Annotated in this window: 3 tRNA genes; all 3 read right to left on the bottom strand. The window is 45.3% G+C overall.

The annotated features are described in order from the left end of the window. Positions 1 to 59: 59 nt before the first annotated feature. The 3 genes from DWX43_RS20970 to DWX43_RS20960 all read right to left on the bottom strand — a co-directional run bounded on the left by DWX43_RS20970 (position 60) and on the right by DWX43_RS20960 (position 368). Positions 60 to 132, bottom strand: a tRNA-Thr gene (locus DWX43_RS20970). Between the two features lie 35 nt (positions 133 to 167). Beyond that, positions 168 to 239, bottom strand: a tRNA-Glu gene (locus DWX43_RS20965). A 57-nt stretch (positions 240 to 296) separates the two neighbouring features. Beyond that, positions 297 to 368 (bottom strand) — tRNA-Asn (locus DWX43_RS20960). Positions 369 to 455: the final 87 nt, after the last annotated feature.

Raw genomic sequence — 455 nt, 5'->3', positions numbered from 1 at the left:
CGATTGCTCTAACCAACTGAGCTAAAGGTCCACGTGTATTATGTCCCATAAAGGAACAAAGCCGATGATCGGACTCGAACCGATAACCTGCTGATTACAAATCAGCTGCTCTGCCAATTGAGCCACATCGGCGTATGAAACTAAATCACCAAATATCCAAAACTAAATGACTCCGACGGGAATCGAACCCGTGTTACCGCCGTGAAAGGGCGATGTCTTAACCGCTTGACCACGGAGCCTTAATTAATTATTCATAACAATTTTATAGACCGTAAGTAGTGCTCACGGTCTACAAGCTCCCCGAGTTGGGTTCGAACCAACGACCCTTCGGTTAACAGCCGAATGCTCTACCACTGAGCTATCGAGGAATATTAACTATAGCTGTGTACCTTCAAAACTGCATACAAAGAATCTTTTCCATCCACTTCCTATCACCCTGTTTGGTTATGCCCTCG

Origin of the sequence: Clostridium sp. AF19-22AC, assembly GCF_003479085.1 — a bacterium.
Classification (GTDB): domain Bacteria; phylum Bacillota; class Clostridia; order Lachnospirales; family Lachnospiraceae; genus Faecalicatena_A; species Faecalicatena_A orotica.
This window is presented reverse-complemented; position numbering and strand designations above follow the sequence as displayed.